General features: G+C 54.9%; 19 protein-coding genes and 1 tRNA gene. 11 read left to right on the top strand and 9 right to left on the bottom strand.

What is annotated here, in order from left to right; translation table 11 throughout:
* Positions 1–5 precede the first annotated feature (5 nt).
* The 4 genes from ACG98I_RS12825 to ACG98I_RS12810 all read left to right on the top strand — a co-directional run bounded on the left by ACG98I_RS12825 (position 6) and on the right by ACG98I_RS12810 (position 1,619).
* Positions 6–635 carry a type II secretion system F family protein gene (locus tag ACG98I_RS12825; RefSeq protein WP_394720972.1) on the top strand — a complete coding sequence of 210 codons (630 nt, stop codon included), beginning with the start codon at positions 6–8 and terminating at the stop codon, positions 633–635.
* Between the two features lie 62 nt (positions 636–697).
* The gene (locus ACG98I_RS12820; protein ID WP_394720973.1) at positions 698–919 is read left to right on the top strand and encodes a DUF4244 domain-containing protein; all 222 of its coding nucleotides are present in this window, start codon (positions 698–700) and stop codon (positions 917–919) included.
* A gap of 50 nt (positions 920–969) precedes the next feature.
* Complete coding sequence (locus ACG98I_RS12815; RefSeq protein WP_394720974.1) at positions 970–1,284, top strand: hypothetical protein; 315 nt, start codon at positions 970–972, stop codon at positions 1,282–1,284.
* Complete coding sequence (locus ACG98I_RS12810) at positions 1,284–1,619, top strand: Rv3654c family TadE-like protein (protein WP_394720975.1); 336 nt, start codon at positions 1,284–1,286, stop codon at positions 1,617–1,619. Before ACG98I_RS12815 ends, ACG98I_RS12810 begins: the two co-directional genes overlap by 1 nt.
* Positions 1,620–1,655: 36 nt before the next feature.
* On the opposite strand, the gene ACG98I_RS12805 is transcribed toward ACG98I_RS12810, so the two are convergent.
* Positions 1,656–4,007, bottom strand: a complete 2,352-nt coding sequence (locus tag ACG98I_RS12805; protein ID WP_394720976.1) for a DEAD/DEAH box helicase — start codon at positions 4,005–4,007, stop codon at positions 1,656–1,658.
* A 253-nt stretch (positions 4,008–4,260) separates the two neighbouring features.
* Between ACG98I_RS12805 and ACG98I_RS12800 the strand changes: the two genes are divergently transcribed.
* Positions 4,261–4,464 carry a cold-shock protein gene (locus ACG98I_RS12800; protein ID WP_394720977.1) on the top strand — a complete coding sequence of 68 codons (204 nt, stop codon included), beginning with the start codon at positions 4,261–4,263 and terminating at the stop codon, positions 4,462–4,464.
* A 224-nt stretch (positions 4,465–4,688) separates the two neighbouring features.
* Here ACG98I_RS12800 and ACG98I_RS12795 read toward each other — a convergent pair whose 3' ends face one another.
* Together ACG98I_RS12795 and ACG98I_RS12790 are read right to left on the bottom strand one after the other, a co-directional pair.
* A complete protein-coding gene (locus ACG98I_RS12795; RefSeq protein WP_394720978.1) occupies positions 4,689–5,681 on the bottom strand; it encodes a restriction endonuclease in 993 nt (330 codons plus the stop codon).
* A 79-nt stretch (positions 5,682–5,760) separates the two neighbouring features.
* Positions 5,761–6,201 (bottom strand): PACE efflux transporter, encoded by a 441-nt coding sequence (locus tag ACG98I_RS12790; RefSeq protein WP_394720979.1) that lies wholly within the window; start codon positions 6,199–6,201, stop codon positions 5,761–5,763.
* A gap of 157 nt (positions 6,202–6,358) precedes the next feature.
* On the opposite strand from ACG98I_RS12790, the gene ACG98I_RS12785 reads away from it, so the two are divergent.
* Positions 6,359–6,790 (top strand): MepB family protein, encoded by a 432-nt coding sequence (locus tag ACG98I_RS12785; protein ID WP_394720980.1) that lies wholly within the window; start codon positions 6,359–6,361, stop codon positions 6,788–6,790.
* 11 nt (positions 6,791–6,801) lie between these two features.
* Here the strand turns inward: ACG98I_RS12785 and ACG98I_RS12780 are convergent, their stop codons facing one another.
* Complete coding sequence (locus ACG98I_RS12780) at positions 6,802–7,434, bottom strand: DedA family protein (RefSeq protein ID WP_394720981.1); 633 nt, start codon at positions 7,432–7,434, stop codon at positions 6,802–6,804.
* Between the two features lie 434 nt (positions 7,435–7,868).
* On the opposite strand from ACG98I_RS12780, the gene topA reads away from it, so the two are divergent.
* On the top strand, positions 7,869–10,859 hold the full coding sequence (gene topA, locus ACG98I_RS12775; RefSeq protein WP_394720982.1) for a type I DNA topoisomerase: 2,991 nt from the start codon (positions 7,869–7,871) through the stop codon (positions 10,857–10,859).
* Positions 10,860–10,914: 55 nt separating this feature from the next.
* Positions 10,915–11,877: a hypothetical protein gene (locus tag ACG98I_RS12770; protein ID WP_394720983.1), complete on the top strand. Its 963-nt coding sequence runs from the start codon at positions 10,915–10,917 to the stop codon at positions 11,875–11,877.
* On the opposite strand, the gene ACG98I_RS12765 is transcribed toward ACG98I_RS12770, so the two are convergent.
* Genes ACG98I_RS12765 through ACG98I_RS12755 form a run of 3 tightly spaced genes read right to left on the bottom strand, consistent with a single transcriptional unit; the run spans position 11,828 to position 15,980 of the window.
* Entirely contained in the window at positions 11,828–13,129 is a 1,302-nt protein-coding gene (locus tag ACG98I_RS12765; protein ID WP_394720984.1) for a DUF418 domain-containing protein, read from the bottom strand. The two genes, ACG98I_RS12770 and ACG98I_RS12765, sit on opposite strands and share 50 nt — an antisense overlap.
* A gap of 17 nt (positions 13,130–13,146) precedes the next feature.
* Positions 13,147–14,430, bottom strand: a complete 1,284-nt coding sequence (locus ACG98I_RS12760) for a DUF418 domain-containing protein (protein ID WP_394720985.1) — start codon at positions 14,428–14,430, stop codon at positions 13,147–13,149.
* A gap of 17 nt (positions 14,431–14,447) precedes the next feature.
* Positions 14,448–15,980, bottom strand: a complete 1,533-nt coding sequence (locus ACG98I_RS12755; RefSeq protein WP_394720986.1) for an adenylate/guanylate cyclase domain-containing protein — start codon at positions 15,978–15,980, stop codon at positions 14,448–14,450.
* A 142-nt stretch (positions 15,981–16,122) separates the two neighbouring features.
* Between ACG98I_RS12755 and ACG98I_RS12750 the strand changes: the two genes are divergently transcribed.
* Both ACG98I_RS12750 and ACG98I_RS12745 read left to right on the top strand, forming a co-directional pair.
* The gene (locus tag ACG98I_RS12750) at positions 16,123–17,355 is read left to right on the top strand and encodes a DNA polymerase III subunit delta' (protein WP_394720989.1); all 1,233 of its coding nucleotides are present in this window, start codon (positions 16,123–16,125) and stop codon (positions 17,353–17,355) included.
* Positions 17,356–17,428: 73 nt separating this feature from the next.
* Positions 17,429–17,501, top strand: a tRNA-Thr gene (locus ACG98I_RS12745).
* Positions 17,502–17,683: 182 nt separating this feature from the next.
* Here the strand turns inward: ACG98I_RS12745 and ACG98I_RS12740 are convergent.
* Both ACG98I_RS12740 and ACG98I_RS12735 read right to left on the bottom strand, forming a co-directional pair.
* The gene (locus ACG98I_RS12740) at positions 17,684–18,634 is read right to left on the bottom strand and encodes a DUF3800 domain-containing protein (protein WP_394720987.1); all 951 of its coding nucleotides are present in this window, start codon (positions 18,632–18,634) and stop codon (positions 17,684–17,686) included.
* Positions 18,635–18,960: 326 nt separating this feature from the next.
* Complete coding sequence (locus tag ACG98I_RS12735) at positions 18,961–20,652, bottom strand: AMP-binding protein (protein WP_394720988.1); 1,692 nt, start codon at positions 20,650–20,652, stop codon at positions 18,961–18,963.
* Between the two features lie 215 nt (positions 20,653–20,867).
* Here ACG98I_RS12735 and ACG98I_RS12730 point away from each other — a divergent pair.
* A protein-coding gene (locus ACG98I_RS12730; RefSeq protein ID WP_394718078.1) for an IS3 family transposase occupies positions 20,868–22,069 on the top strand; the annotation gives its coding sequence in 2 pieces (ribosomal slippage) (positions 20,868–21,162 and positions 21,162–22,069; 1,203 coding nt in all).
* The last annotated feature ends 37 nt before the right edge of the window (positions 22,070–22,106 follow it).

The following is a 22,106-nucleotide window of genomic DNA, read 5'->3' as shown; positions in this document are numbered from 1 at the left end:
CCATCATGAATCATCTTGCACTCAGCCTGCTCTTACTCGTGGGATTAACACTTATTCCTCGCGCTGGCCACGACATCAAACTCCGGCTTAATCCCGGTGAGATGCCTAAGACCCCGCGCGACGGCCCGGATGGAAAGCCAGCGCCACGAAGCAGGGTTCACTCACTCATCAACGCGGTGGTGAAAAAGACTGCACCTGAAGTCGATCCACTGATTATTGCTGGCGATATTGAGCTCTTCGTCGCGTGTCTGCGCGCGGGGCTATCAATCCAGCAAGCCACCAATGCTCTGTCATTGGTGGCAGGTGATGAAACCTCGCGCTACTGGACCCATGTGTCCTCGCTGTTGGCACTCGGGGTAGAACCCGACCGTGCCTGGCAGCAGATGCACCAGGTTCCAGGATTCAGTGACTTGGCTCGGCTCGTGACCTTATCTGAAGACTCCGGTGCGGCTATCGCGTCCGGATGTCAGCGGCTGGTGGACACGCTTCGCTCTGATGCCACTAGCCAAGCCGTCGCTAAAGCCGAACGCGCAGGAGTGTTCATCTCCTTGCCTTTGGCTCTATGTTTCCTACCCGCATTCATCGTGCTGGGGCTCGTACCCGTTGTCATCAGCCTCGGCTCCGAACTCCTTTAATCACCACACCAACCAATCAACCACCAGCGCATATCTAACGCTGGATCAGAAAAGGAAAAATCATGAACACCATCAACCTAAAAACCCAAAAGGCAATCGTCGCAATTGGTCAGAAAACCGCAGCTCTCCGCAATGATAACGGAATGAGCACAGTCGAATATGCCATGGGAAGTTTGGCTGCGGCAGCCCTTGCTGCGGTGCTTTACATGGTCATTAATGGCGGCGGGGTCATCGATGCCATCGAAGGAATTATCACCGAAGCACTCTCCAATTCACCTGGCTAATTCCCAAGTAAGTCCCCAACATATCACCTAGGTAAGGAGAGCACTCAGCCATGAAGAAGTTGGTATTGAATGACCGTGGCTCGGTCACGATTGAAGCCGCGTTGTCCCTGGCGGTCCTTGTTATTGTCGCTGCAGCGATTATCGGTGGGCTGGCCACCATGGCAGCGTATATATCCGCTGTGGATATCGCGGGCGCGGCTGCACGTGCTCACGCCATCGGCATTGAATACCAACCACCTGGTGAGGATATTACTGTCCACATCGGGGAATCCGCGGGGCTTGTGACCGTAACAGCACGAGTCCCCGCGGCCATTGGCACCATGAGCGCGGACGCCATCTTCCCTAGCGAAGTGAAGAACAACTAATGCTGAAAAAGATACGCAGCCTGCTCATGGATTCCTCTGGGTACGCCACCGTGGCTTCATCCGGGATCATCATCGCGGTCCTCTCGCTTTTCCTCGCAGTCGCGATGATCATCTCGCACGTTGCCGCCCACCACCAAGCCCAAGTCGCCGCTGACATGGCTGCCATTGCCGGTGCCTTTGCTCATGTCACTGGTGAAGACGGCTGCGCCCAGGCAACTGCTATTGGTGTAGCGAATAATGCCTCAGTTCAAGCCTGCTCTGTCTTAGGCCAAGACATTCAAGTCACCGTTTCGGTGCGCACGCAAAATGCGAGCGCCAAAGCTGGACCCATCTAACCCAAATTAAAACTGCTCAGACACATACCTGGGAAATCAGCGATGGTCGCCAGAAGTCAGCGTGACCAGCGCGCCCAGTAGCTTTAACGCACCGGCTTTATCAAGTGGCTGGTTGCCATTGCCGCACTTGGGGGATTGCACGCAGGACGGGCAACCGGATTCGCAGGGGCAGGAGCGCACCGCATCAAAGGTGGCCGCAATCCATTCGGGGAAACGCTTGAAGCCTTCCTCGGCGAAGCCGGCGCCACCGGAATGGCCGTCATAGACAAAGACCGTCGGCATTTGCGTGTCCTGGTGCAGCGCAGTGGAGACACCACCAATATCCCAGCGGTCACACGTGGCAATCAGCGGCAAAAGACCGATCGCTGCGTGTTCCGCAGCATGCAGCGCGCCGGGAATATCCGCGGAACGAATGCCCATCGCCTCCAGGGATAGTGGATCCACGGTATAGGCCACCGCGCGGGTGCGCAGGCGTTGCTCGGGTAGGTCGAGGGGGAAGAGATCGGAAGTGGTGCCATCGGCCAGCTTGCGGAAATAGCCCACAACCTGGTCGGTGACTTCCACGTCCACCAGCGCGGCCCACACACCGCCGCCATAATCAATCAGCTCATCCTCATTGGCAGCGGACATGATGGCGATATCCGTGGTGGAATTTGGCTGCGTTGAATATTCCGGCTGACCAGGAGTGGCAAAAGCAATTCCCTCATGGACATCGAGCTCATCAATGACAAAACTTTCACCCTGGTGCAGATAGACCGCGCCGGGATGGACCTGGGAAGAAGCCCGCGCACCATCGACTGTGCCCAGTAGGCGACCATCACTGGTGTCCATAATGAGCACATCATTACCAGCACCACCACGCAGACTAACCTGCGAGTGCGCGGTCTCTGGGCGCAAATCATTATTCAACTGCGGCACCGCGAACCACCCTTGCGGGCGGCGGCGAATTAGTCCCTCACGCGCCAGCTGCTCAATGACAATCTCGGCGCGGAAAAAGCGCACCTCAGCATCCGTGACAGGCTGCTCAATGCAGGCGCAATACATGTGCCCGTACAGAATATAGGGGTTTTCCGGATTGAAAACGCTAGCTTCCACCGGGCGTCCCAGCAGGGCATCAGGATTATGAACCAAGTAGGTATCCATAGGTTCATCGCGTGCGACCAGCACCACGAGTGAGCCCTGCCCGCGGCGCCCCGCACGCCCGGCTTGCTGCCAGAAACTGGCAACCGTGCCCGGAAAACCTGCCGTGACCACCGCATCAAGGCCGCCCACGTCAATGCCGAGTTCCAACGCGGACGTCGTAGCCACGCCGAGCAATTCGCCATTATCTAACGCGCGCTCTAGCTTGCGACGATCTTCCGCCAAATAGCCAGCGCGGTAGGACGCAATACGCCGGGCGAAATCGGGCCTGGCCAAACCGCCCGACAACTCTGCCTGGCAGCGCAGTGCCACCTGCTCCGCGGAACGGCGTGATCGCACAAAGGTCATCGTGCGGGCACCTTCAGCGACGATCGTGGCCATCATGTCAGCCGCCTCCGTGGTGGCAGCACGGCGCACGGGCGCGCCATTATCGCCTTCCGCCCCCTCAATGAACCCTGGTTCCCACAGAGCAATCGTGCGCTCACCGGTCGGGGCGCCGTCTTCGATTACCTCCTGCACGTCCGCCCGGCCAGTCAGGCGTTTCATGTGCTGCGCTGGGTCATTCATGGTGGCAGAAGCGCCAATGATCGTCGGGTGCGCACCATACTTTGCACAAATACGCAGCAGTCGCCTCAGCACGAGCGCTACGTGCGCGCCGAAAACCCCGCGGTAGGAATGGCATTCATCAATCACAATAAATTGCAGGTGGCGTAGAAACCGTGTCCACCGTTCATGGGCTGCCAAAATCGACATATGCACCATGTCCGGGTTGGAAAACACAAACCGCGCATGGTCACGAATCCCCGCACGCGCTTCCGTGGGCGTATCGCCATCATAAGGCGAAGGGATAACAGAGCTTAGCTTGTCGATGCCCCGAGTTAGCTCCATAATCCCCAACAGCTGGTCTGAGCCCAAGGCTTTAGTTGGGGTGAGATACAGTGCGCAGGCTGTTTGGTCTTCTGCCAGCCTGGTCAAAATAGGCAACTGGTAGCCCAGTGACTTACCGGAGGAGGTGCCTGTGGCTACAACCACATCCTGGTCGCCGAAAGCTGAATCAGCCACTTCGCGCTGATGGGAGTAAAGGCGCTTGATGTCACGATCCTGAAACTTCTCCACCAGTTCGGGCAAAGCCCACTCTGGCCAGTCCGAATAGCGTGCTGCTGTGGCGGGATGCGTGACGGAATGCGTCAACGTGGAGGTAGAAAACCGTGGGGTTAAAGCAGAGAGTAGTTCTTCACCGAAACTCAAAATCTACCCCCTTTATAGGTAAGCGTGAAAAAGAAATCTCTTAAAGACTACCGCCAAGGGTTCAAAACGTGTCACACTGACTGTGGTCGCAGTTTCTTGGCGCAAGATTTAACACCACTTTGGTGCTCGCAAAAAGAGTTATGGCAAGATTTTATCGCGTGCACCCGGGGGACCGGGAGTTCGAAAAAGTTTGTTTGACCCGGCGTTGATAATTCTTCAACGACGACTCCCCCTATTTTTAAGGATATTTATCATGGCACAGGGAACCGTAAAGTGGTTTAACGCTGAAAAGGGCTTCGGCTTCATCGCTCCAGAGGATGGCTCCGCAGACGTTTTCGTTCACTACTCCGAGATTCAGGGCAACGGCTTCCGTACCCTCGAAGAGAACCAGCAGGTTTCCTTCGAAATCGGTGAGGGCGCAAAGGGCCCACAGGCAACCAACGTTAACGCTATCTAAGCATTAACTAACTGCCTTTATCCTCCACTTCCGCCTCGGAAGTGATGGCTGGATAAAAAAGGACTTCCCATCGGGAAGTCCTTTTTTTCATTTGTCACATAGCCCAATTCTTTGTTGCAAACAGAACTGCCCAGCAGCGATGGAATGCACGTGAAGGATGATGCAGTGGTTTAATCAGGCACGATAAAAGGAACCAATTGTGACGCTCCGAGCAAATTACCCGGTCAGTCAAATTGGTTGAACCACTCCAAATCGACCGTCGGCTGGATTATGACTCCGGAATTACCATCCTTTAGCACTAGGTCCGCAAGCCGATCTCCATTGATGAGGTCGACTGAAGGAAGCGCTTGTGTCGCTGCACGCCTCGCAGGCTCTGTGTAGTTTCCGAGGGTTACAAGAATTGCACGCTCTGCACCTTTATTGCGCGCATCATGTTGGAATAACGCTACAGTTTCTCGGCCGATTTTCTTTCCATCAGGCGCGTATCGTTTGACCTGTACAGCTACGCGAGAAGAAAGAACCGGACTAAGTGGGGCGGTACCGATGGCATCGACCCCTTCATCGCCGGTTCCTCCGGAGTGTTGGAGGTTGAGTCCGTACCGTTTTAGCAAATAGATGACGTATTTCTCGAAGCCCTCTGGAGTCAGTTCGTGCAGTCGCGTTAACAGCTGAACTTTCCAGTCTAATGCCTCAGAGTCTTCGTCTGGCTCGGGGTTTGGTAAGTCACCGGAGTCAGAAGCATCGTCCTTGTCGAAGGAGTCGGCCCCTTGGCGATTGGCACCTTCTCCGGGTTTCTTCGAGTGAATTAGCTTCGAGGATCTGGATTCTTCACGCTGCTTCTTGTCTTCAGCATATGCTTGGCGATCCAGATCGCGGACCTTTTCATAAGCTTCGCTTTCGGGGAGGGATAGCAAATATTCTCCATCATCTGTGATGAGATACATTCCACGAGAAGGCTGTGTAAGGACGCCAATCCTTTTAGCCGTTGAGCGGCCCCAAGCCAATCTATCCAATAGAACCGAAAGCTCTGGTCTAGTCGGATAGGTGTATTCAACAAGTTCTTCAGCATCGGGTAGCCGCTCCAACGCGTATTCGTTGATTTCACTTGTTGCGCCCGTTCCGCCTAGGGCTTCGACCGCTTGAAGAATTGGAATTACAAGTTGCTGGTGGGTAGGAATGCCCAGTTCGGTGAATGATTTGCTGTCATTAGATGCCATAACAACTATTCTCTCCCAAATCGTTTAGCGCTGTTGCTGAAACTATAAAAAGGGGGAGGCCCGAGGCATGTGTCTCTGTCTAGCCGCTCACGGTGGCCTTTGTTTCAACCGACGCTGCATGTGGAGGCCAGATTTTGTCGAAGATCCACATGAAGACGAAGGTGTAGATCAGGAAGAAGACAAGGATGCCGGCTTCGAGAATGAAGGCCTCGAAGAGGGAGACTTTGAGGATCCAGGCGACGACGGGGATGAGGAAGACCATCAGGCCGCCTTCAAAGCCGATGGAATGCACAATGCGCCGTTTTACGGTGCGGGTTTGGGATTCTTGACGGCGCTCCCATGCTTCAAACATGGAGGTCCAGATGAAATTCCAGATAACAGCAACCGTGGAAGATGCGATAGCGACTGCGCCAGACTGGCCGCCACCGAATCCAATGAGCGACAATCCTAAGGTAACGGCCAAGATGGCCACCAGCTCATAAGTGATGACGTAAATAATGCGGCGGGTTGTCGCGGTCAAGAATCCTCCAATAAATGCTAATAAAAGTGCCGTCATTGAACTAAGTCAGATTGGCCAAGCAAGCACATTATCAGGGTGATCCGATTGGGGCAGCACGTGCACTATTTTTGGTTACCCGGCATGTGGGCAGATCCCGTGAAGTGATAACGTCCAGTGCGTGCAATTCCCCAGTTTCACTCAGTATGCGCTTGAGCAGAGGATTGGCTACGAGGTGATCCCCGAACCACACAACGGAGATTACGAGTCTGGTGTTGCAACGATAGATGGGGCGCAGTGGCATATCCGTACTGCGCGGAATACACCAACTAAGCCCGGTGCATTTGTAGCGTTCTGGCGCCGTGACGAAACCGGCTCGACGGCGCCTTATTTAGCAGAGGACGTTGACGCAGGGTTGCTCGTTTTTGTTGCCCAGGATGATCGGCGGGGAGTATTCTGGTTCACTGCTGAACATCTTGATTCCCTTGGCATCACACGCGGCAGGCATGCTGGAAAACGGGGATTTAGGGTATATCCGACCTGGTGTCAAGATTTGAATAAGCAGGCAGCGGCAACGCAGCGCGCCCAGAGCTCAGCATTTGAGGAATACTAAGCAGGTAATGGCTAATTATGTGCTTCGGCGTAGCCGCGTCGCACGTCAAGCGCATCCATGATTTTGTTCTGAGCACGCTGAACCAGAAAGCCCAGGATGGTCGCCAAGGCCACGGAAAGAATCATCGCGATCAGCGGGTTGCCGGAGAAGAGCACACCACCGAGATAGCCAATGGCCAGGGCTTGGGCAGCCCAGATCATGACGCCGATGGAGTCGAAGAAGAAGAACATCGGCCACGGAAAACGGACCGAACCCAGCAAGATTGTCAGCAGTAGGCGGGCTGAGGGGATAAAACGCGCGATGATGATTGCAGCGCCTGCATTGCGGCGCATATTCCGCTTAACCCACACGAGTGCTTCATAAGTCTTCGAACCGCGCCGAATGCGGTTGATATAAGGCATCAAGCGCGTGCCCAGCAGGAAACAGAGATTATCACCAATGATGGCGCAGATGATGGCGACGATGAACATCAAGCCAATATTTGGCTCACCGCGAGCACCGGCCCAGGCGCCAACCAAGTTCAGGGGAATTTCGGAAGGAAGAACGGGGATGAAGCTATCGCCGAAGATCAAAATACCGACGACTGGGTAAACCCATGCAGTGGTCATCAAAGACTCAATCCACATCATGAGGGTGTCAACCACTACTGAGAACTTCCTTCCTTGGCGAACTAGATACGCCGCGCATAACTAGTAAATGCGCACAGTGTGAAAAATCTGCCTAAACCGAAATTTTGGACTTATTCAGATTCTAATGCCAAAAGCGCTGAACGCTAGCGTGGTGTAAGGAGTTCAACACTTACGCAGCACTTTTAGGGCTTTTTCGTGGCAAACTTTCAGAAACCCACGGTCGGGAATGGTTTGTGCAGATTTGCTAAATTAGCGCAGCCTAAGGTGGTGTTCAATTTGTTGACGTTTGTATCGTGTGATGAAGTAGTGGTAGAAACATCTGAAACAGCCCTATTAAATACTGTATGAAGAGTTAAACGTTGCCCAATGATGCTTGGCGGTTTCACTTGCTGTGTACTGTAGGGGCAATTAGACATTAGGTTCGAATCATCGAAGGAGATGAGGTCGACGTGGCAGAGCCGTCGGGCAAGACACTGGTCATCGTAGAGTCGGGGACAAAGGCGAAGAAGATTCAGCCTTACCTGGGTGACAAATACATTGTTGAGGCATCAGTGGGCCACATTCGTGATTTGCCGCGTGGTGCTGCTGATGTTCCGGCGAAGTATAAGAAGGAATCCTGGGCGCGCTTGGGCGTCAACCCAGAAGATGACTTCACGCCGCTATATGTCATTAGCCCTGATAAAAAGAAGAAGGTCGCTGACCTAAAGGCGAAGCTCAAAGAGTGCGACCAGCTTTTTCTAGCAACAGACCCGGACCGCGAGGGTGAAGCTATCGCGTGGCACTTGTTGGAAGTTCTCAAGCCACAGGTACCCGTTCGCCGAATGGTCTTTAATGAGATCACCAAGTCGGCCATCCTGGAAGCAGCGGAGAATACCCGTGAGCTGGATGAGGACCTGATTGATGCGCAGGAAACCCGCCGTATCTTGGACCGTCTTTATGGCTATGAAGTCTCTCCTGTACTGTGGAAGAAGGTCATGCCGCGTCTTTCTGCCGGTCGCGTGCAGTCCGTTGCCACCCGCGTCATCGTTGAGCGTGAACGCGAGCGCATGGCATTCGTTTCCGCGGAATACTGGGACCTGTCTGCTGACTTGGCGGCGCAAAATGCTGATGCAGCTAACCCGGCGCAGTTCAACGCGCGTCTGAGCAGCGTCGATGGGGAGCGCGTAGCGCAAGGCCGTGACTTTGGTGATGATGGCAAGCTGACCACCGATGAAGTCGTGGTGTTGGATCAAAAGCGAGCACAAGCGCTTGCCGAGGGCCTGACAAGCTCCGACATGCACGTCGCCTCAGTCGAGCATAAGCCTTATACCCGTAAACCTTATGCGCCGTTTATGACGTCAACGCTGCAGCAGGAAGCGGGCCGTCGTCTGCACTTTACTTCCGAGCGCACCATGCGTATTGCGCAGCGTTTGTACGAAAACGGTCACATTACTTATATGCGTACTGACTCGACCTCGCTGTCGCAGCAGGGCATTAACGCTGCACGTGATGCGGCAGTTGCCAACTTTGGTAAGGAATACGCTGCTTCCAGCGCGCGTCGCTATGACCGCAAGGTCAAGAACTCACAGGAAGCCCACGAAGCAATTCGCCCAGCTGGTGAAATTTTCGCCACCCCAGGTCAGCTCTCCGGCCAGTTGGATACTGAGGAATTCAAGCTCTATGAGCTCATTTGGAAGCGCACTGTTGCATCCCAGATGGAAGATGCCAAGGGCCAGTCCATGAAGGTGATTGTGGCAGGTCACGCTACCACCGGTGAGAACGTAGAATTTTCTGCGACCGGCCGCACCATTACCTTCCCGGGCTTCTTGAAGGCCTATGAGGATCAGGCTTCGGCGAAGAACGAGGATGATAACCGACTGCCACAGCTGGCAGAAGGCGATGGCCTCAACGTCGCGGAAGTAACCGTTGATGGTCACTCCACCAACCCACCAGCTCGCTATACCGAAGCGAGCTTGGTGAAGAAGATGGAAGACTTAGGCATCGGCCGTCCTTCCACCTATGCATCGATCATCAAGACCATTCAGGACCGCGGATATGTGCTCTCACGTGGCAACGCTTTGGTTCCTAGCTGGGTCGCGTTTGCGGTCATTGGCCTGCTCGAATCTAACTTCACTGAGCTCGTTGACTTTGATTTCACCTCATCCATGGAAGATGAGCTGGATGCGATCGCTTCAGGTAATGAGGACCGCACCCGCTGGCTTAATAGCTTCTACTTCGGTGATGCTGAAGCCGGTGAAGAAAATGACGTGAAAGCGGCATCGATCGCCCGTCACGGTGGTCTGAAGTCACTAGTTGACGTCAACCTGGAAAATATCGATGCCCGCAAGGTGAATTCGATCAAGCTCTACACCGACTCCGAAGGTCGCGACGTCTTTGTTCGCGTTGGCCGCTACGGGCCTTATATCGAGCGCCAGATTGGCACCAATGCAGAGGGCGAGCCTGAATACCAGCGCGCGAACTTGTCTGAGACCACCACGCCGGATGAGCTCAATGAGGAATTGGCGGAGAAGCTCTTCGCTACGCCTCAGGGCGGCCGCGAGCTGGGTGAGAACCCACGTAATGGCCGCACCGTGGTTGCCAAGGAAGGACGCTTCGGCCCTTACGTGACCGAAGTTGTCCGCGATGATGAGCGCGAGAAGGCCGAAGCCGAGGCTGAGGACGTCGTTGCACAAGAGCGTGCTGCTGAAGATAAGCAGCGCAAGGAAGACGGCATGCGCGCGAAGAATTGGGAAACCAAGACTGCCGCGAAGCAGAAGGAAAAGCGCATCAATGAATACGTTGATGAGAAGCTCAAGCCGGGTACCGCATCGCTGTTTAGCTCTATGGAGCCATCTTCAGTCACCCTTGAGGATGCGCTGAAGCTGCTTTCGCTGCCACGTGAAGTCGGTGTAGATACGTCCGATAATGAGATGATCACGGCACAAAATGGCCGCTACGGTCCTTACCTGAAGAAGGGAACGGACTCGCGTTCTTTGGCTAATGAGGAGCAGATTTTCTCCATCACGTTGGATGAAGCACGCCGTATTTATGCTGAGCCGAAGCGCCGTGGACGCCAGGCAGCACAGCCGCCGCTGAAGCAGCTGGGTGATAATGACGTTTCAGGCAAGCCAATGTCCGTCAAGGACGGCCGCTTTGGCCCTTATGTCACCGATGGCACCACGAATGCTTCCTTGCGTAAGGGCGATTCGCCTGAGACTTTGACGGATCAGCGTGCGAATGAGCTGCTTTCTGAGCGTCGCGCGAAGGAAAGCGCTGATGGTGGCACGGCTAAGAAGACCACCAAGAAGTCGACTGCGAAGAAGACTACGGCTAAGAAGGCGACCAAAAAGGCCACCAAGAAAGCAACGAAAAAGTCCACGAAGAAGTCCACTAAATCTACGGCGAAGAAGCCTTCGCCGGGGACGAAGAACGTGGTCAAGGCCGGTTCGCGCCGCAAGTAGTTAGTGGCGCTGTAGGCTGGGCGGGGTTAGTACACGTTAGAAAGGACTAACCTCCATGCCACAGCAATCACGGCAGCAAGAATTTGATCAGGCCTTGGATGGCTTGCTTTCCGATATCACCTCGTTTCAACCCGAAGGTGATTTCAACCAGCGCACCACCGAAGGTGTTCATGCGCTCGTCGCCGCGTTGATTTCGGGGAAGCATGAAAGAGAACGCCTGGCTGCCGGAATGTTATCTGACGTTGCGTTTTTCTCCCGGCTGATTCCTTTCTTCCCTCGGCTCAACGTGATTGCTGAGCCAGTTTCTTTGCTGCTGCTTGCAGCTAATGCGATTACCAGTGCCGGAGAAATCGCACCGGGGCACTATGTATCGCTGGATGAGTACCGCGAAGAGCGCCAGAACCCGACGCTTGCCGATGCCCCCAAAGCCACCCCGCAGAACCTTGAGTCGAGTTCGCTGTGGCAAACCACCGGCGGCCTCGTTGCGGGCGCTGTCGCGCGAATCGCGAAGAACTCCGCTGAGAAGAAGAACCAACTGCGCAAACCGTCGCGGTGGGGAGTTAGAGCTGTTATCGCTTCCAATATTGGTTACTCCGCAGCAGCTTATGGCGCGGGTGCTCGCCCACAGCCCAAGATGATTGGAATCTACACCGGTATCTGGGCAGCCGGCGTAGGTGCAGCAATGATTGCCGCGAAGAATAACAAGGTCTCCTCAGACATGGTCCCCACCGTCGTGCTTGGCGGCGCTGCCACCGCGACCACCGCAGCACTAACTTCTGATGAATCAGTATTCCGCTCCGGTTCCGTCGCCGCCCGCGGCGCTAGCCACGGCGCGAATGTCCTTTTTGCCACTGAAGCCATGACTTTTGCCCGCGCGCTGCTTGAAGGCCAAATGGAAGCCAAGAGTCATAAGCGCCATGTTCTCAAACGCGGCCTTTCGGGCGCTCTCGGCCTCGCTGAGTCCACCGCTACTTTCCTCGGCCACCTGCTTCTGGCCGATGGCCTGAATCGTCGCTAGAGCCCGATTCCTCTTGGCGCTCATGCTGGCGCGTAGTCTGTGCCGTCAGCGATTCTGGCTTCATGGTGGGCCCATAAGCCAGTCTGCGATGAGCCCATTCGAAAGGTCCGGGCTTGCCTAACTTCGCTAGGGCCCACGCGCCCAACATGGACATTGCCCACACAGCCAGTGCCAAGCTGACTTGCGTGCTCATGCTTTCCGGCTTAAAGCCAAAGGCTATGGGGTAGCAGATGATGAAAAATGCAATTGACTGGAAGAGGTAGCCGCTCATGGAGCGCTCACCCAGGGCCATCGGCATGCGTGCCCACGCCGGTGGCTGCTCACCACGGTTGACGCGGGCTTGAATCGGTTGCAGCGCTAAAGCGAACATTGCCAATAGCGCAGGGCCCGTCATTGCACCGGCAAAAGAATTAGTCGCCATAAACACCGTCGCATATTCAACTGGAAGTTTTCCAATGACCACCAACCCCCATGGAATGCCAATACCGAAAATGATGACCGCGCCGAAGATGACCCACGCGATGAGCTCTTTTCGGTGGGCAGGAACATCGGCCAGCACACCACGGCGCGCCCAGGTAAACCCGATAACGATAATCGGTAAGTAGAAAATGAAATATGACGGCAGACCCGTCAGGCTCAGTGCCACGGTTGTCGCGTTGTACTGCAGCAGATCAAAATAAGTCGTAAATTCTGACGCAGCCGCGCTGCCTGCTTGACCGGCGCCGAGGTCTAGCCCGGATACCAGTGCCCAGCTTAAGAAGGCAATACTGCCGATGAGTGCAAAACCCATGAGCACATAAGAGATAATCGCGAGCAATTTATCGCTTAACGTCAATAGCAGTGCCAGCAACATCCCGCACAGGCCGTAGTAGAACATGATGTCACCGAAAAAGAGCAGCACGCCATGAATGACACCGAAGAAGGCGAGGAAGAAATAACGGCGGATAATTACCTGGCGTGCGCGCTTGGCTGGAAACTGTCTGCGCCACAAGCTCATGGCAATCAGCCCCACGCCGAATCCCAAGAGCGTGGAAAATAGTGGCAGCCCGCGGTTATGCGCAAACATCGCGGATAACATGGCCAGTACCTGGTCCAATACGGTATCGGTGGATCCGAAATAGGAAGAGTGCGGTGCGCCCGGTACCAACCACGCGGTGGGGATATTAGCTACGGCGATGCCCAACAGTGCAGCGCCACGGGCAATATCAGGGACCACCATGCGGGCTTGTGCGCCCGTGCTATTTGCTGCCATGCACGTAACGGTAACAGCTAGCTAGATTCAGCGTTCCCGGCCTGTGATTGCATCTTGCGTCGTTGCTTTGCGGTGTAGAGTTCCGGCTGCATGGAGGGGCCATAGGACAGGCGGCGGTGCATCTTTTCAAATGGTCCCTGCATATTGGTTTTTTCCATGCCCCAAGCAAGGAGTACCGAGACCGCCCATACGCCGAATGCAAGGGCCACCTGCGCTGTGACGGATTCTGGTTGGAACCCAAAGACGACGGGGTAGCAGATGAGAAAGAACGCGATGGACTGGAAGAGGTAGCCACTCATGGAGCGCTTGCCCAGCGCCATGGGCACCTGCAGCCAAGTAGGGGTTTTCTCGTCCCGGTTTACCGCGGCCTGGAATGGTTGCAGCACTAGCGCGAAGAATGCCAGCAAGGCTGGGCCGGTAATCGAGCCCATAGCTAGATTCACCGTGGCAAAGACAGGGCCAACTTCCACGGGCAGTACACCAATCTCTGCCAGACCCCAGGGCAGGCCAATCGCCAAGATATAGATGCTGCCAATAACCACCCAGGTCCACAGCTCTTTGCGGTGAGAGGGGACATCGGCCAGCATGCCGCGGCGTGCCCACGTGAAACCAATGAGCATGATGGCCAGGTAGCCAAAGAGATACACGGGGAAGCTGACGAGGTTCAAAAAGAACGTCGTGATATTAAACAACAGCAGGCCACCGAAGCTGGTGGTATCAAAGAAACCCATGCCAGTTTCGGTCATAGAGCTTAGATCCCATCCGCCGACGAGCGCTGAGACTAACAAAGCAATACTCATGACGGTGATGAGCCCCATCAGGCCATAGGCAATAATGCTGAGAGTCTTATCCCGCACGGTCAACATCAATCCGATGATCATTCCGGTCAGTCCGTAATAGAACATGATGTCGCCATAGAAAATGAAGATCAGATGGAGCATGCCAAAAAGCGCGAGGAAGAAGTAGCGTCGCACCAGGATGCGGCGGGCACGTTTGGCGGGGAACTGCTTGCGCCACAGGCTCATTGCGATGAGACCAACACCAAAGCCCAGCAGCGTGGAAAATAGTGGCAGACCGCGGTTGTGAATGAACATGGTGGTCACCAATGCCAGGAACTTATCCAGGCCATTATTGATGGTTCCCAGGAAGCTCGTGTCCTCCGCGCCCAAGCTCAGCCACGCGGTGGGAACATTCGCCATAGCAATGCCTAATAGAGCCACACCACGTGCGACATCGGGTACGACCATGCGGGCCTTGACAGTGGTACTCGGCTGCGCAGCGGTGGTGTCTTCTTGTGCCATGCGGCCAAGAATAACAGCTACAATTCAGCGCGGTCGGCCAGCGTCGCGCGGATGGGGCGGGCAAGCTGGGTCATGCGGCGACGCCCGCGCAATTCAATGGACTTCATAAAGGTCCAGCGGGCCTGCTCAGTTTCATTGGCGCTCTTCAGCGTCGATGCATTGGTCAGCACACGGCCTGGGGTTTCCTTTGCCAGCTCGGTCAGGCGTGCCGCTTCATTGACCGCATCACCAATGACGGTGTACTCAAAACGATCCAGCCCGCCGATGTGGCCGGCAACCACGTGGCCAGCAGCCACGCCAATGCCTGCTTGGAGTTCCATATCGCGCAGCTCATGTCGCAGCTCGCGCGCGGCTTGCAGCGCCATGGACGTGGAGTCATAAACGTTCAAGGGCGCGCCGAAAATAGCTAGCGCTGCGTCACCTTGGAATTTATTGATGATGCCGCGATTGCGGTGCACCACATCCACTACGCGTTCAAAGAAGTTATTGAGCTCCTCGACAACACGCTCAGGGGTGTTGTTGACCGCGAAGGTCGTAGAACCAATGACGTCAATGAACAACACCGCGACTTTACGGTCTTCGCCGCCGAGCTCGGGGCGTTCATCGAGCGCGCGTTGTGCAACTTCATCGCCAACATAGCGTCCGAAGAGATCACGCAGGCGCTGGCGCTCATGCAGACCGCGCATCATTTCATTAAAGCCCGCCTGCAGCACGCCAAGCTCGGAGCCATCGTAGATGTCCACCTCAACGTGGCGCTCACCGCGGCGCACGCGGTTGATGGCGTCTTGGAGCTCATAGATCGGATCCACCACGCTCATGGTGGAATACGCCGTGGCTAAAGCACCCGTACCCAATGCAGTCAGAGTAAGGGCGATAACCGCAGGAAGGATGTCATTGGAATCGCTGGTAAAGATGCCGGCGCGCTGCGCAAGAAATACCAGAATAATGCCGAACAGTGGCACCGCGGAAGACATGAACCAGGATAGGTAGAGCCGCTGTTTGATGGGAGGTTCTAGCGTGGAATCCTCAAAGCGTCGTGCCAGCGCAGAAGCTGCTACTGGGCGCACCATGCGTTCAGCTTGCAGATAAGTAAGGAGAACCACCGTCATGCCTGCAAGCAGGGTAGAGACGCCAACAACCAATGCGAGCTGTCCTGAATAGGCGGCTGTGGTGATAACAGCGATGATGATGCCGATGATCCAGATTAATCCGGCGACCGCTGCTTGGTAGATAGGAATACGCATGACCAGGTTGCGCACCATATTTGGATCATGCTCATCTGGGTTGCGTTGCCAATCCCAGACAGGTCTAAACAGCAGAACCGTTGCTGCCATACCGACGATGACCGCGAAAATTACATATGCGGCACCGAGCACGAAGAGGTTATCGAAGTCCCGGGTGAACTCGTGGATATCGGGCATGGGCAGGAAGAAGACGACGAACGTCATAATCGCGATCGCGCCCACAATATTGGTTCCGAGCACGAACGCGGCATAGGTGGGCCACGAAGTGCCCAGCAACCAAGAAATACCACGCATGATTCTGCTCATAACTGTCTACTCTATCGCTATTGCCTAACGTTGATCATGAAAAGGTGGGTGAAGATTCACACGTTAACTATTGAGTGACGAACTTCGGCTTTTACCTGCTTCCTACCTAGTGTCTTCGGTGCCGTGAAATGAAGAAAGTAGGATAGTTGGGGTGAATGAGATTTCAGTGGCACAGCGTTTAGCGGACAGGCCCAGTGTGCAGGAAACCATCATGCAGGCTGCCCGCGCCGCACGTGGTTTGCCGGGGGCGGACCCGCGGGCGATGAGCCATTCGTGGCTCTTTACCGGCCCACCCGGTTCGGGCCGTTCGAATGCGGCCTTGGCTTTTGCTGCCGCACTCATGTGCACCAATCCGGACACCAATGGGCCCGAGGCGGAGTTGGGCTGTGGCACGTGTGAGGCCTGTCGTTCAGTGTTGGAGTCGCAGTCGCATACGGACTTGAAATTTTGGGCGCCTCAGGCGCTGACCATCAAGGTTGATGAGGTTCGCGGCATTATTAAGGACGCAATCGCGCTGCCCACGCACGCGAAGTACCGAGTCATCATCTTCGATAATGCTGACCGTATGACCCCGGGTGCGTCCAATGCGCTGTTGAAGACGGTGGAGGAGCCTTCAGCGCAGACCGTCATCATTATGTGTGCGCCATCGGCTGATCCGCAGGATTTCTCGCAGACCCTGCGCTCACGGTGCCGCCATCTGTACATTCCATCGCCCTCGGTGGATTACATTGTCAATCAATTGGTATCGGAAGGGGCATCGCCTGCCGATGCCCACCTCGCCGCCCTCACTTCCCTCCGCCACGTAGGGCGTGCGCGCCGACTGGTCACCAATCCGGATGCGCAGAAACGTCGCGCGATGGCGATTAACCTCGCGGAGGATGTCTTCCATGGCTCCCAGGCTTTTCAGTCCGCGCAGGCGCTCATCAAGCTGGTTAATGATGAAGCGAAAACCGATGGTGCAGAGGGCGAAGCGAAGGAGATCTCCAACCTGGAGGTGGCCTATGGCGGCGGTGCGAAAGGCAAGGGGACCGGTAAAGAAAACCGCGACTTGCGTGCCGCGGTCAAGCGCTTGGAAGACCAGCACAAGCTGCGCCAGACTCGCCGGCAACGTGACTACCTCGATCTGGTCTTGATTGATTTGGCGGGAATCTACCGCGATGCGCTCATGCGGAAAGTCGGCGCCGAGGTGGAATTAACGCACCCCGATTTCGAGGGCCTGGCCGATGAGCTTGCTTCCCGTGTATCTGAGGAAGGCCTGCTTGCCTGCCAGAACGCCATTACTCGCTGCCGCGAGCAGATGAGCCATAACGTTACGCAGCAAATTGCCTTCGATGGCCTCATCGGTCGCCTGCGCTTGGCCTGCAAAACCCGCTGATTGGCTACCTGATTTCACGCCTGGATATCAGCTGGGTTATCCTTTATGAGCGCTGAATCTGCATTCGGCGCAGGCCGCTTTAGCTCAGTCGGTAGAGCGTCTCACTCGTAATGAGAAGGTCGCGAGTTCGATTCTCGCAAGCGGCTCAAATAAAAAAGCAGGTCAAGACCGTTTTCTGAATTAAGGGAGTGGTCTTAAATATTTCCTGGTACACACTCAGCACACACCGCAAACGCTCACGATAAATGGTGTGGCCCATTCGGGCAGCAACCAAGTCCGGGTTAGCTCTCTAAGAGATTCACATATGTAGCTGGTGTGAGGGATGTGCTCAGTTACTTTGGTCCGAGTTGCGGATCTTCGCTAGGTTTTCTTGCAGTTCTGGAGAGGCAGCGTCTAAAAGCTGCTTTCTCATGGCCTTGTTTCGATCCGCTTTTCTTTCCGCGTTTTGTCGCTTTTCGGCTTCGCGTTCCCAAAACTTCTTTGTGCGAAAGAGTTTGTCGGGGAAACACCGACTTTTCTCTTTGGCATTGCCCCAAATCATTGAGTTCCTAGTAAAGATTCCAGACGGAAGTGTATCCCTGCCAAGATCGATTGCCCAATCAAACTCGGACCTTTCTGCAAAATGGTAGTCGGTGAGTCGACCGAGAATTGCACAGATCCAATCAGCTAATTGGAGGGTGCCGTAGAGGTGGCTGTCGGCTTGGATCGGAATTTCAATAACACTTTTGGTGTCTTGGTTCTGAGGGCTGTAAATAGTACGGCCGAGAGTTGCGACGGCTCTTTCTCGGTTATCGGTATCGGTCGCGTCCATGATGACGAGGATCTTCTCATTCTTTCCAGAAGCGTATGTTCCGAGTCTTGTAATAGCTTGAATTAGACAGTGCTCTTCACGGTCCTGTGATGTTTCTTTTGTGATATTTACCGGTCCGAGGGGCTTTTCCTGTCCAAAGAAAAATAACTGGCCCTCTAGCTTCTCAAGTTTGGAGAATATCCTCCGCAGTGCCGGTTGGAATTCAGCGCCGTAAAGCCGATAGTTTTTCGTTGTGAGGAGGGCGGAGCCCTTTTTCTCCCACCTTCGTGGGTGTATGCCGGATTGCTTGATTTCATAGGCTAGCAGCGATTCCTTTATGTGCTCAAAGTATCCGCCAAGTCTACGAACACTATCTGCAGGGAGGATATATCCGCCATAGCCGAAAACTGGATGGGTCTTGTATTTCTTATGCGCGTGGCTAATGTACGGGCCTTGATGACCGAATTCATCGAGGTATGCGATAAGCATAAGATTCCTTGGAAATGACTCAGCGGCTAGGAAAAGACCTAGCCGCCGGAATTAGTGCGGTACGTGTGTTTCAACGCCGCCACTAAAGCTAACAATACAGATCTTGAATTGAGTTGTGCAAGACTGTGCTCGATCCTACACCACATTTTGTAGAGACAATTTAAGGAACGATTGGTAGGGGAATTCTGAGAGCGCAGATGCTGGGTAATAGGATCGGTATTCACGTCGATTGTGTGCATCCCTGAAAGTAGCAGGTCAATGAATATACACAAAGCCGCCCTCTTCCTAGGTAAGTAGGAAGAGGGCGGCCGAGCCTTCGCAAGGATTTAAAGCATACGGGGGACAACCTTGCCGGTGGGGTTGCGGGGGAGCTCATCGCGGAAGTGAACATCGCGGGGAACGGAGTGGTCTGCGAGGTTGTCGCGGACAAAGTCGCGAATGGTGTCATCGGTAAGCGATGCACCGTTTTCATCCTTGCTGCGCACTACCCAGACGGCGACGCGGGCGAAGGTCTCATCATCCTCCACGCCTTGAGCATGGACGTCTTTGACACCGGGCATTTCTTCCAGGACCTCGATGACGGACTGTGGGTGGACGTTTTCGCCACCGACAATGATCATGTCATCGGCACGTCCAACCACGTGTAGGTGGTTGTCTTCGTCGATGAAGCCTAAATCGCCGATAGATACCAGACCCTCGTTCTTTCTCAGTTCCTTATTGGGGTTGGTGTATCCAATCAGTGCGGTTTCATTGAAAAGGAAAATCTCACCAATTTCACCACGTGGCTTCTCACGGCCATCCTTGCCCATGATCCGCAGCTTGGTGCCCGAAGCAATCTTGCCGGCCGTGGTTGGGTCCGCCGCAACCTGCTCAGCTGTCGCGGCCGATGCCAAAGCGAGTTCCGTGGAGCCATAGGCATTGCACAGGATTGGTCCAAAGCGGTCGTGAACATCCTTGACCAGCTGTGGGGAGACAGCGTTGCCGGCCGATGCGATGAACTTCAACGTTGAGGTATCAACGTTCTTATCCGGGTCCGCTTGAATCATCTGCTTGTAGAAGACCGGGGAAGAGATCATGCCGTCGAGCTGGTAGCGTTCAATATCATCGAGCACCTGCTCTGCATCAAAGATTCGGTGAGTGACAACGGTATTGCGTGCGCCCAGGCCGAGATTGATTGCAGCCCAACCCCAGGTGTGGAACATGGATGCAGTGATTTGAACACGCTGGTCAGCGCGCCACGGGATCGTACCCATGAGCGTTGCCACGACCACGGGGAAGACCGGTTCATTGCGCATAATTCCCTTTGGGATACCGGTGGTACCCGAAGACATCAACACGATCATCCCGTGGCGGGGGAATGTGGGCAGCTTGATATCAGCGACTAATTCCGGGTGCGCGACGATATCTTTCATCAATGGGTAATCGTGTTCGATGACCTCATAAGGTTCCGTGCCGGTGCCTTCTGATGCGGTATCAAAACCAATGATGACCGGGATATCAGCGAGAATATCGGTGGGCATGCGGTCAGCGAATTCATCATCGATGATCAGCACGTTGATGCCGCATTCCTCGATGGAGCCCGCGAGCTGTTCCTTCGAAGAGCTGACGTTGAGCAAGTAAATCGATGCACCGGCATAGCCCTTGGCGGCCATGGGGGTGACGATGCCACGGCCATTACGTGCCATGATGCCCAACCGGATTTCATCTAGGTTGAGCGAAATCAAGTACTTTGCCAGCGTGCGTGCATTATTACGGAGCTGGCGGTAGGAAATGGCCCCGGTGTCATCGATAAGCGCAATGCGCTCTGGGCAGGTGGCATAGCCTTGCTCCAATTCGCGCGCTGTGGTGAGGCGATAGCGAGCCAAATTTGCTGGTAGAACTGCTGTAGCTTTGAGGCCATGCGCGCCAATAATGCCGGAATTGACCAATGCTGGCACTAAAGAAGCCACACCTTTGGCTTGGAAGATGATGTCCTGGATCCCCTTGGGGGTAAACAGTTGTGAAACGTTTAGTGCCATAGCAGCGATGAAATCCTTGTACTTGAAAATTAAAAGTCTAGTGCCTCAACGTAGATATCGTTTACGGGGCGCCAGGTGTTTCCCTAGGCGTGTATCTGTTACTAGAGTGACAAATGTTAGTTATGATGTTTAAATTGCTAACCTACGCTGGACCTGACCCCCGTTTGGTGGACACCTTGAAACCAGCATCATGCTGGGAAAGGTAATCTGCCACCATGCCACGCAAGACCTACACAGAGGAGTTCAAGCGCGACGCTGTTGCGCTCTACGAGAACTCCCCAGGTGCCTCGCTCAAGACCATCGCCGTGGACCTCGGAATCAACCGTGCCACCCTGCATAACTGGTTGAAAAAGTACGGGACAGGTGCGCGTACCAAAACCCGCACCGCAGAGTCGCCCTCGTCGATGTCGGTGACCGAGGCTGAGCGGATCCGCCAGCTGGAACGGGAAGTCAGCCGCTTACGCGAAGAGCGCGATATCCTGCGAAAGGCTGCTAAATATTTCGCGGAAGAGACGAACTGGTGATCCGCTTCCAGTTCGTTGACGACGCCCAGAAGAACCATTCGGTTAAGCGGTTATGTGACGTGTTGAAACTCAGCAGGTCCTCCTATTACAAATGGAAAAACAGCAGCTCAGCCCGGAGGAAACGACTCATATCCGACGCCATCCTCGGTGCACGGGTCAAGACTGTATTCACTGCCGAAAATGGTTGCTACGGGGCCAAGCGGATTACGGCTGAACTTAAAGACCAGCCGGGTCATGAGCCCGTGAATCACAAGCGGGTTGCGCGGATCATGCGTGAACTCAAACTGTTTGGCTACACCAAGAAACGCAAGGTCACCACCACCGTGTCAGATCAGAAGAAACCAGTGTTCCCTGACCTTGTCGGCCGTAAATTCACTGCCGACAAGCCGAACCAGGTCTACGTCGGTGACATTACCTATCTGCCGATTGCAGATGGGTCGAATATGTACTTGGCTACGGTCATTGATTGCTATTCCCGCCGGCTGGTTGGCTTCGCGATCGCCGATCACATGCGCACATCACTGGTGCAGGATGCGCTGGTGATGGCCAAAGGCCAGCGAGGGAGCATGAAGGAAGCAATTTTCCACTCGGACCACGGCAGTGTGTACACATCGAATGCGTTCCAGGACACCTGCACCCAGTTGGGGATCAGGCAGTCGATGGGATCAATTGGGACCAGTGCGGACAACGCTTTGGCGGAGTCGTTCAACGCGGCCCTGAAGAGGGAAGTCCTTCAAGATTCCAAGACCTTTGCCAACCAGTTGATCTGCCGGCGGGATGTTTTCCGCTGGTGTACCCGTTACAACACGGTGCGCCGACATTCCTGGTGTAAATATCTGGCTCCTGTGGTGTTTGAGGAGCGCTGTCCTGCTATCCTAAGATCTGCTTCTTGATTAAATCCTCCGTGTCCACTTCCCGGGGGTCGGGCCC

Source organism: Corynebacterium sp. L4757 (assembly GCF_043673995.1).
In the GTDB taxonomy this organism is placed as follows: domain Bacteria; phylum Actinomycetota; class Actinomycetes; order Mycobacteriales; family Mycobacteriaceae; genus Corynebacterium.
This window is presented reverse-complemented; position numbering and strand designations above follow the sequence as displayed.

Bases quoted from the DNA above. Each gene is read 5' to 3' on its own strand.
- ACG98I_RS12825 (WP_394720972.1), top strand. From the start codon at position 6: ATGAATCATCTTGCACTCAGCCTGCTCTTACTCGTGGGATTAACACTT.
- ACG98I_RS12820 (WP_394720973.1), top strand. From the start codon at position 698: ATGAACACCATCAACCTAAAAACCCAAAAGGCAATCGTCGCAATTGGT.
- ACG98I_RS12815 (WP_394720974.1), top strand. From the start codon at position 970: ATGAAGAAGTTGGTATTGAATGACCGTGGCTCGGTCACGATTGAAGCC.
- ACG98I_RS12810 (WP_394720975.1), top strand. From the start codon at position 1,284: ATGCTGAAAAAGATACGCAGCCTGCTCATGGATTCCTCTGGGTACGCC.
- ACG98I_RS12800 (WP_394720977.1), top strand. From the start codon at position 4,261: ATGGCACAGGGAACCGTAAAGTGGTTTAACGCTGAAAAGGGCTTCGGC.
- ACG98I_RS12795 (WP_394720978.1), bottom strand. From the start codon at position 5,681: ATGGCATCTAATGACAGCAAATCATTCACCGAACTGGGCATTCCTACC.
- ACG98I_RS12770 (WP_394720983.1), top strand. From the start codon at position 10,915: ATGCCACAGCAATCACGGCAGCAAGAATTTGATCAGGCCTTGGATGGC.
- ACG98I_RS12765 (WP_394720984.1), bottom strand. From the start codon at position 13,129: ATGGCAGCAAATAGCACGGGCGCACAAGCCCGCATGGTGGTCCCTGAT.
- ACG98I_RS12760 (WP_394720985.1), bottom strand. From the start codon at position 14,430: ATGGCACAAGAAGACACCACCGCTGCGCAGCCGAGTACCACTGTCAAG.
- ACG98I_RS12755 (WP_394720986.1), bottom strand. From the start codon at position 15,980: ATGAGCAGAATCATGCGTGGTATTTCTTGGTTGCTGGGCACTTCGTGG.
- ACG98I_RS12740 (WP_394720987.1), bottom strand. From the start codon at position 18,634: ATGCTTATCGCATACCTCGATGAATTCGGTCATCAAGGCCCGTACATT.
- ACG98I_RS12735 (WP_394720988.1), bottom strand. From the start codon at position 20,652: ATGGCACTAAACGTTTCACAACTGTTTACCCCCAAGGGGATCCAGGAC.